This window comes from Micromonospora arida (genome assembly GCF_003857035.1).
Taxonomy (GTDB): domain Bacteria; phylum Actinomycetota; class Actinomycetes; order Mycobacteriales; family Micromonosporaceae; genus Micromonospora; species Micromonospora arida.
In genome coordinates this window covers 1-9,372 of the sequence record NZ_QGSY01000341.1, presented here as the reverse complement: position 1 = coordinate 9,372, position 9,372 = coordinate 1, and the positions used below count along the sequence as shown (strand labels likewise).

At 70.7% G+C, this 9,372-nt stretch carries 5 protein-coding genes and 1 pseudogene; 3 read left to right on the top strand and 3 right to left on the bottom strand.

The genetic code is table 11. The features are described from left to right. Positions 1-9: 9 nt before the first annotated feature. Together DLJ58_RS33550 and DLJ58_RS33545 are read right to left on the bottom strand one after the other, a co-directional pair. A complete protein-coding gene (locus tag DLJ58_RS33550; protein WP_124863127.1) occupies positions 10-945 on the bottom strand; it encodes a PfkB family carbohydrate kinase in 936 nt (311 codons plus the stop codon). A gap of 114 nt (positions 946-1,059) precedes the next feature. Continuing rightward, a complete protein-coding gene (locus tag DLJ58_RS33545) occupies positions 1,060-2,235 on the bottom strand; it encodes an XdhC family protein (protein WP_244219238.1) in 1,176 nt (391 codons plus the stop codon). A 368-nt stretch (positions 2,236-2,603) separates the two neighbouring features. Between DLJ58_RS33545 and DLJ58_RS33540 the strand changes: the two genes are divergently transcribed. Next, entirely contained in the window at positions 2,604-3,683 is a 1,080-nt protein-coding gene (locus DLJ58_RS33540) for a lytic polysaccharide monooxygenase auxiliary activity family 9 protein (RefSeq protein WP_124863130.1), read from the top strand. A gap of 96 nt (positions 3,684-3,779) precedes the next feature. Here DLJ58_RS33540 and asnB read toward each other — a convergent pair whose 3' ends face one another. After that, positions 3,780-5,741, bottom strand: coding sequence for an asparagine synthase (glutamine-hydrolyzing) (gene asnB, locus DLJ58_RS33535; RefSeq protein WP_091405235.1), 1,962 nt, complete (start codon positions 5,739-5,741; stop codon positions 3,780-3,782). Between the two features lie 132 nt (positions 5,742-5,873). On the opposite strand from asnB, the gene DLJ58_RS33530 reads away from it, so the two are divergent. Both DLJ58_RS33530 and DLJ58_RS33955 read left to right on the top strand, forming a co-directional pair. Then, complete coding sequence (locus DLJ58_RS33530) at positions 5,874-7,355, top strand: aminopeptidase P family protein (RefSeq protein WP_124863121.1); 1,482 nt, start codon at positions 5,874-5,876, stop codon at positions 7,353-7,355. 1,012 nt (positions 7,356-8,367) lie between these two features. Then, positions 8,368-9,372, top strand: a pseudogene (locus tag DLJ58_RS33955) (hypothetical protein); the annotation flags it as partial.

The window sequence follows — 9,372 nt, the reverse complement described above, 5'->3', positions numbered from 1 at the left end:
GGGCGGGGGTTAGGTGTTGAAGCGGTTCTGGACGGCGGCGCGGGTGGGCATGGCGGTCGCGCCGCCCGGGAATTCGCAGACCAGGCCGGCAACCCGCAGCGCGAAGGCGACCCGGTCGGTCCAGCCCGACGGGTCCTCCGGCTCACCGTCGACGAGCAGGTCGGCGATCAGCGCGGCCATCACGGAGTCACCCGCGCCGGTGGCGTCGATCGCGTTGACCTTGGGGACCGGCACCCGGACCGGATCGGCGTCGGCGGCGGCCAGCACCGCGCCGGCCGCGCCGAGCGTCACCACCACAGTGGCCGCCCCCAATTCACGCAGGTACGCCGCCACCCCCTCGACCGGCTCACCGGGATAGAGCAGCACCGCGTCGGCGGCGCTCAGCTTGACCAGGTGCGCGCCGGCGGCGAACTCGGCCACCACCTCGCGCAGCCCTTCCAGCGCGGCCGGCCCGTTCAGCAGCCGGGGACGTACGTTCGGGTCGAAGACCCGCAGGCCGGTGGCGAGCCCCCAGGCCCGGCGGGCGGCGGCCAGCGTGTCGGGGCGGAGCAGCACGATCGAGCCGCAGTAGAGCACGTCGGCGCCCTCCAGCAGCGCCAGGTCGAGATCGTCGGGGCCGAGCAGCCCGTAGGAGGCCGGCTCGCCGTAGAAACGGAAGTCCGGCTCCGGCCCGGCGTACGTGACCACCGCGAGTGTGGTCGGCGCCGGGACCGTGATCGCACCGGCCACCCCGACGTCGGCAGCGGTGAGGAAGGCCCGGATCCGGCCGCCCAGCGCGTCGTCACCGAGTGAGCCGACGAACTGTGCCGCACCGCCGAGTCGGGCCACCCCGACGGCGACGTTCAGTGGCCCGCCGCCGATGGCCTGCCGATAGACCCGTTCCCCGTCGAGTTCGCTGTCGAGCAGGTCGACGAGCGCTTCACCGAGCACCACCGCGTATCCCATGCCGATCCTCTCGTCGTCGCCACCGGCCGCCGATCGCCGAGCCGATCTCCGTGGCACCAGGCTGGCACAGCGCACGGCCCGATGGGCGCCGAAGGCCACGCACCGACGGGCGCGCTACCCCGGCTGGTGGATCGGCCCGTCGAGCACCGCGAGGGGGCGACCGGTGCCGCCCCACCGGGCCGCGACGATCTGCGCGGCCACACTCACGGCGGTCTCCTCGGGGGTACGACCACCGAGGTCCAACCCGATCGGTGAGGCGAGCCGGGCGAGCTGCACCGGGCTGAGCCCCGCCTCGCTCAGCAGCTTGTGTCGCTCGTCGTGGGTGCGTCGTGAGCCCATCGCGCCGACGTACGCCAGCGGGTGGCGCAGCGCCAGCTCCAGCAACGGCACGTCGAACCTGGGGTCGTGGGTGAGCACGCACAGCACCGTCCGCTCGTCGAGCCGATCAGCCGCCAACTCGGTACGCAGGTAGCGGTGCGGCCACTGCACCACGACCTCGTCCGCCTCGGGAAAGCGCCGCGCGGTGGCGAAGACCGGCCGGGCGTCGCAGACGGTGACCCGGTAGCCGAGGAACGCGCCGATCCGGGCCACCGCGGCGGCGAAGTCGATCGCCCCGAAGACGATCATCCGGGGCGGGGTGGCGTACGCGGTCACGAAGAGGCTGATGCCGCCGCCTCGGCGCTGCCCGTGGTACCCGTACCGGAGCATGCCGCTGCGCCCGGCGGCGAGCAGCCCGAGGGCGTCGGCGCTGGCGGCGTCGTCGAGCCGGTCGTCGCCGAGCGAGCCGACGGACCGCTGGCCGGTCAGCACCAGCCGCCGGCCGAGCCGCCGGGCCGGGTCGGTCGGTCCGGTGCTGGGAGAACTGCCGGCGTCGGTGGGTGGATCGTCGTTGACGTCGGCGGCCACGCAGGTGACGATCGCCGCCGGGTGGCCGCTGCGGCGGGCGGCGGCGACCGCGTCCAGCGCCGCCAGGGCGCTCGCGTCGACGCGCTCCACGAACACGTCGAGGAGGCCGCCGCAGGTCAGGCCCACGGTGTACGCGTCGTCGTCGCTGATCCCGTAGCGGCACAGCTCGGGTTGGCCGGTGTCGAGCACACGGCGGGCCCGTTCGTAGAGATCGGCCTCGACGCAGCCGCCGGAGACGCTGCCGATGACCGTGCCGTCGGTGGTGACCACCATGGCGGCACCGGGTGGCTGCGGGGCGGAGTGCCAGGTGGCCACCACGGTGGCCAGCGCGGTCGGCTCGCCGTCGCGGCACCGGCGGTGCACCTCGTCGAACACGTCCGGCACCGGCTGCCGCCTCTCCGTTCCCGCTCCCCGTACGCAGGATATGGCGTCCAGCCGCGACCGGCGGGTCTTCTCATGCATCGAGGAAGACCTATTGCGCTCGGCCGCCGCGGCGTGGTGGGATGACGCGTACCGGGCGGTGCGAGGGCTGCGGCACCGCCGGTTGCCGGGTTGGTTAGACGCGAGGGCACCGGTCCAGGACAGGACCGTCGACGGCGCACGTCCACTGGCTGTTTTCCGCCGGGGCACGTCGCCGTGATCGTCGCACCGCTCACGACAGCGGGGCGATCACGCCACATCCCACCCGATTGCGGCGGGGCGGCTCAGCCAGCGCCCCTCGCGAGTCAGGAGAACCCGTGAACCGTTCCCGTATGGCCGCGTTGCTCACCGCGGCCATGACCCTCGCGCTCGGCGCTGTCGCCCTGGCATCCACTCCACAGCCGGCCGCCGCGCACGGCGCGGCGATGACGCCCGGCAGCCGCACCTACCTGTGCTGGCAGGACGGCCTCAGTACGACCGGTGAGATCAGGCCGACCAACCCCGCGTGCTCCGCCGCCGTGGCCCAGAGCGGGACGAACTCGCTCTACAACTGGTTCAGCGTGCTGCGCTCCGACGCTGGCGGCCGGACCACCGGCTTCATCCCGGACGGGCAACTGTGCAGCGGCGGGGCCACGGGTTTCCGCGGCTACGACCTGCCCCGCACCGACTGGCCGCTGACCCACCTGACCGCCGGGGCACGGTTGGACTTCAAGTACAGCAACTGGGCGCACCACCCGGGCACGTTCTACTTCTACGTGACGAAGAACAGTTGGAGCCCGACCCGGGCCCTGGCCTGGAGTGACCTGGAGGAGCCGTTCCTGACGGTGACCAACCCGCCGCAGCGCGGCTCGGTCGGCAGCAACGACGGGCACTACTACTTCAGCGGCAACCTGCCCTCGGGCAAGAGCGGCCAGCACATCATCTACTCCCGCTGGGTCCGCTCGGACTCACAGGAGAACTTCTTCGGCTGCTCCGACGTGGTCTTCGACGGTGGCAACGGCGAGGTGACCGGCATCCGGGGTGGCACGACGTCGCCGACCCCCACGCCGACCACGCCGACGCCGGGTCCGACCGACCCGCCGCCGACCACCACCCCGCCGCCGGCCGGTGGCGCCTGCACGGCCAGCTACAAGGTGACGGGTTCCTGGCAGGGTGGCTTCCAGGGCGATGTCACGATCACGAACAACGGCAGTTCGGCGTTGTCCGGCTGGACCGCAAGCTGGACCTGGCCCAACGGGCAGGCGATCAGCCAGATCTGGGGCGCGACACAGACGTCGTCCGGCTCGTCCGTCACGGCGACGAACGTGGCCTACAACGGCACTATCGCGCCGTCGGGGACCGCGACGTTCGGCTTCCTGGCCAGCTCCACAGGAACCAACAGCTCCCCCACGGTGAGTTGCGCCGGCCGCTAAGGCCCAACCCCGGCTAGATGATCAAGAGGTTTGCGTCACCTGGAGCAACTCGGGTGACGCAAACCTCTTGATCAATGTTGGAGACGTTGGGCCGGGTCAGCGGACCATGGAACCGACCACCGGCTTCGTGAGCAGGGCGGACTGGTTGCGCTGGATGCCCGGGTCGAGGGTCTTGGCCACGAAGATCGCGTGCCAGATGCAGAAGATCAGCACCGTCCACACCTTGCGGGAATGGTCGGCCTCCTCCCGCTTGTGCTCGTCGAGCAGGCGCAGCGCGTACGACAGGTCGAGCAGGTCACCCGCACCCGAGGTGCTGAGCACGTGCCGGGCCCACTCGTACATCTCGCCACGCAGCCAGACCCGGGTGGGGGTCGGGAAGCCGAGCTTCTTGCGGTTGACGATGGCCGGCGGCACGACACCCTGCAACGCCTGCCGCATCGCGTACTTGGTGGCGTCGGAGCGCGGCGGCAGCTTCAGATCGACCGGAATCTTCGCCGCGACGTCGAAGACCTCCCGGTCGAGGAACGGCACCCGCACCTCCAGCGAGTGCGACATCGAGATCCGGTCGGCCTTGACCAGGATGTCGCCGCGCAGCCAGGTGTAGAGGTCGACGTACTGCATCTTGGTGACGTCGTCCAGCTCGGTGCACTCGGCGTAGATCGGGGCGGTGACGTCCGTGTAGCGCACCGAGGGGTCGTAGCGGCGCATCAGGTGCTGCTTCTCCTCCTCGGTGAACATCCGGGCGTTGCCGTAGTAACGCTCCTCGATCGGGGTGGTGCCACGCTCCAGGAAGCTCTTGCCCTTGACCCCCTGCGGGATCGCCTTGGAGACCGCGCGCAGCCCCTTCTGCACACCACCGGGCAGACCGTTGACGGTGCCCAGCGACAGCGGCTCCCGGTAGATCGTGTAACCGCCGAAGAACTCGTCCGCGCCCTCACCGGAGAGCACCACGGTGACGTGCTCGGCGGCCTTCTTTGCCACGAAGTAGAGCGGCACCAGCGCCGGGTCGGCCACCGGGTCGTCCAGGTGCCAGACGATCTTCGGCAACGCGTCGATCATGTCCTGCGGACCGATCTTGGTGGGGATCGTGGTGACGTCCAGGTGCCGGGCCGAATCCTGGGCGACGTCGATCTCCGAGTAACCCGGCACGTCGTAGCCGACGGTGAAGGTGAGGATGTTCGGGTTGAACTCCCGCGCCAGCGCCACCACCGCGGTCGAGTCGATGCCACTGGACAGGAACGAGCCGACCGGCACGTCGGAGCGCATGTGCATGCGCACGCTCTCCCGCAGCGTCTCGCGGATCTCGTGGTAGAGCTTCTGCTCGTCGTCGACCGGCGCCGGCCGGAACACCGGCCGGTACCACCGGCGTACGTCGATCCGGCCGCCCGGGGTCCAGTTCAGGTACTCCCCGGAGCCGATCCGGCTGATGCCCTTGTGCAGGGTGCCGGGCTCGGGGACGTACTGCAGGGTCAGGTAGTGGCTCAGATTCGCCGTGTCGACGCCCGCGTCGCCCTGGTAGTTGCTGTGGGCGAACGGCAGCAGCGCCTTCTTCTCCGAGGCCAGGTAGAGGCCGTCGGCGGTCTCCAGGTAGTGCATCGGCTTGATGCCGAAGTAGTCGCGGGCACCGAACGCCCGGCGCTCCTGCCGGTCCCAGATGACGAAGGCGAACATGCCCCGAAGTCGGGTGAGCACCTGCTCACCCCAGAAGTGGTAGCCCGCGACGATCACCTCGCCGTCACCGGCGGTGGCGAACTGGGCACCGAAGTTTCTGATCAACTCCTCGCGCAGCTCGATGTAGTTGTAGATCTCGCCGTTGAAGGTCAGCAGGTAACGGCCGTTCGCGTAGGGCAGTGGCTCGTGGCTCGACGCGACGTCGATGATGGCCAGCCGCTTGTGGGCGAACACGCCGTCCGCGTACCGGCCGGAGGCGTCGCCGACCACCTCGACCCCGGTCTCGTCGGGGCCGCGGTGGTGCAGGCATTCCAACGCTCCGGCGATGTGGTCGCGATGGGCGGCGGCGTTGCCGTTCGCGCTGAAGAAGGCCAGAAGTCCGCACATGGTGGCCATCTTTCCACGCGCGCTGTCGGCCCTTGCAGCCGTCCGTCGATCCACCCGACTCCCAGGGGGCGTTACCGCCAACCGGACGCGCGGTACCGTCGGGACCAGCAACGAAGCGGAGGGAGCGGCGCAATGACCGAGGGACAGACCGACGGTACGCCGACGGACGGTACGGAATCGCACGATCCGGACTTCCCGGAGGCGTTCCTGTCCTTCATGCGGCAGGGTTGGAGCGACACCGCGCTCCCCGTGACGCCCCGCCCGGAGACGCCCAACTACGCCAAGCGGCGGGCGGCCCTCTCGGCGGCCTTCCCCGGCGAGACGCTGGTGATCCCCACCGGCACCGAAAAGGTCCGGGCCAACGACACCGACTACCCGTTCCGGCCGGGCAGCGACTTCGCCTACCTGACCGGCGACCACGACGCCGACAGCGTGCTGGTGCTGCGCCCGAACGGCTCGGGGCACGACGCGACGCTGTACATGCGGCCCCGGTCCTCCCGCGAGACCGACGAGTTCTTCCGCAGCCGCAACGGCGAGCTGTGGGTGGGCCGGCGGCACACCCTCGGCGAGAAGTCGACCGAGCTGGGCCTGCCCACCGCCGACCTGACCGGCCTGGAGGCGACGCTCGCCGACCTGGCTCCGGGACGTACCCGGGTGTTGCGCGGTTTCGACGCCCAGGTGGACGCGGCCGTCCGCCCCTACGACGGGCCCCGCACCGAGGGCCAACCGGCCCGGGACCGTGAGCTGGCCATCGCCATCTCGGAGATGAAGCTCGTCAAGGACGAGTGGGAGATCGGCCAACTCCAGGAGGCGATCGACGCCACCGTACGCGGCTTCGAGGACGTCGCCCGGATCCTGCCGGCCGACCGGGCGGTCTCCGAGCGGCTGCTGGAGGGCGTCTTCGCGCTGCGGGCCCGCCACGACGGCAACGACGTCGGGTACAGCTCGATCGTCGGCGCCGGCGAGCACGCCACGATCCTGCACTGGGTGCACAACCACGGCGCCACCCGACCGGGTGACCTGCTGCTGATGGACATGGGTGTCGAGGGCCGCAACCTCTACACCGCCGACGTCACCCGGGTCCTGCCGGTGAGCGGCCGGTTCACCGCGCTACAGCGCCAGGTCTACGACATCGTGTACGCCTCGCAGCAGGCCGGCATCGAGGCCATCCGCCCCGGGGTGAAGTTCAAGGACGTCCACCTGACCTGCATGCGGGTGCTCGCCGAGGGCCTGTCCGAGCTGGGTCTGCTGCCGGTGAGCGTGGACGAGGCGATGGACGAGAAGTCGACCGTCTACCGGCGGTGGACGCTGCACGGCTTCGGCCACATGCTCGGCATCGACGTGCACGACTGCTCCAACGCCCGCAAGGAGACCTACCGCGACGGCGCGCTGGGCGAGGGCTACGTGCTCACCGTCGAGCCCGGTCTGTACTTCCAGCCGGAGGACGAGCTGGTCCCCGCCGAGCTGCGCGGTGTAGGCATTCGCATTGAGGACGACGTGCTGGTCACCGCCACCGGCGCGGTCAACCTGTCGGCCGGGCTGCCCCGCACCTCCGACGAGGTGGAGACCTGGCTGGCCGAGCAGCGCGAAGCCGGCCCCCGCCTGCCCAGCTGAGCCGGCTGCCTGCCGGGGCTGCCGGATCAAGCCCCGCCCCTGGCCCGCCCGCCCCTGGCCCGCCTGGCCCTTTTGAGGGCTGGCGGGCCAGGGGCTCGGTCGTGATCCACTCGGCTTCCTTGAAGTCGCGCTATCCCGGCCGCTCGGACACCGCGTCTTCAAGAAAGCCGAGTGGATCACCCCCCGGCGGCGTTCAAGGTGCGGTATCCGCACGCCGTTGGGCGTGCGAGGTGTCCAGGGTGCGTATCCGCACGCCGCGACGGCGGCATCCGCGACAGCGGGACCCCACCACAGAATGACCTCGCCGCAGGTTGACCTCGCCGCAGGTTGACCTCGCCGCAGGTTGACCTCGCCGCGAGTGACCTCGCCGCAGGTTGACCTCGCCGCGGGTGACCTCGCCGCAGGCTGACCTCGCCGCGAGTGACCTCGCCGCAGGGTGACCTCGCCGCAGGCTGACATCGCCGCAGGTTGACCTCGCCGCGGGTGACCTCGCCGCAGGCTGACCTCGCCGCGGGTGACCTCGCTGCGGGTGGGCTCGCCCCAGGTTGACCTCGCTGCGGTTGACCTCGCCGCAACGTTGAAGCGTCCGGCTCAGCCCTCATCGCCCACGCCCAGCAGCGCTTTCCGCCCGACCCAACGCCCTCCGGCCCACGCCGCGCCCGATCCAACAGCGCTGACCAACCCGAGGCCGCGGGCAGGTGATCCACTCGGCTTCCTTGAAGTCGCGCTATCCCGGCCGCTCGGACACCGCGTTTTCAAGAAAGCCGAGTGGATCACCCCCGCAGGCCCAGCAACGTTCGGTGTTCGTGCTGCTCGGGTCCTTTCTGCCGGCCCGGACCGGTTGGCCGCCCTCACCCGACCTGCGCCAAATGCGTGGTTGTCTCGGATAAGTCCGCATCGCGAAGATGGTTCTCATACGGTGAGGATCAGAGGCTACAACCCATTTGTAGCTGGTCGTGGCGCCTCGGGCGGTGCGATCCCGTCTGGTAGCAGGAAAGGGCGGAAGGCTCTGATGTCCAACGACGTAACGAGTACCGACGGCGGGGCCTCGACGGCTCCGCCAACACGGCGAAGGCGGGCGCTCTGGGTCGCTGGCGTAGCCGGGCTGACCGGCGTGGTCGGCCTGGCGGCCCTCGGCGGCATCGCCGCTCGGAACGACAAGCCAAAGTCCGACCAGGTGTCCGACGCGCAGCCGTCGACCAACCGGCAGAACGTCAGCGACGACGGCGGCGCGGCCAAGGGCGGCGGTCAGGACGACGGCGGTCAGGACGACGACTGGAGCGGCGACGACTGGAGCGGCTTCGACGACCGGTCCGGCAAGGACGGCAAGGACGGCAAGGACGGCAAGGACGGCAAGGACGGCAAGGACGGCAAGGACGGCAAGGACGGCAAGGACGGCAAGCACGACGAGAAGGACCGCACCAAGCAGGTCCCGTGCGATTCCGACAAGCTGATCCAGGCGATCACGTTCGCCAACAACGAAGACGGCGGCGTGCTGGAGCTGGCCAAGGGCTGCACCTACACCCTGACTCGCAACCAGGACGGCAACGGCCTGCCGGTGATCACCGAGCACATCACCCTCAAGGGTGAGCACACCACCATCGGTCGCGAGGCCACGGCCGACTACTTCCGTATCCTCAACGTCGGCGCTGGCGGAGACCTCACCCTCAAGGGCCTGAGCATCAGGGGTGGCCAGACCCTTCGGTCCCCGGCGACCGCCGACCCGGCGACGGTCTGGGCGCCGTACTCGACCCAGGGCCGCTCGACCGTGGCCGAGCCACCGGCCGCGGCGGCGCCCGCCACGAAGCCGGCGACCGCGGACGGCGCCGGGCCAGCGGCAGCAGCGGCAGCAAAGCCGTCAGCAACCGCCGCAAAGCCGGCCACGAAGGCCGCCGCCAAGGCAGCGCCCGCCAAGGCCACCGCGAAGGCAGCGGCCCCCAAGGCCACCGCCAAGCCGGCGGCGAAAGCAGCGCCAGCCAAGACCGCAGCGGCAGCGGCAAAGGCCGCCCCGACTGCC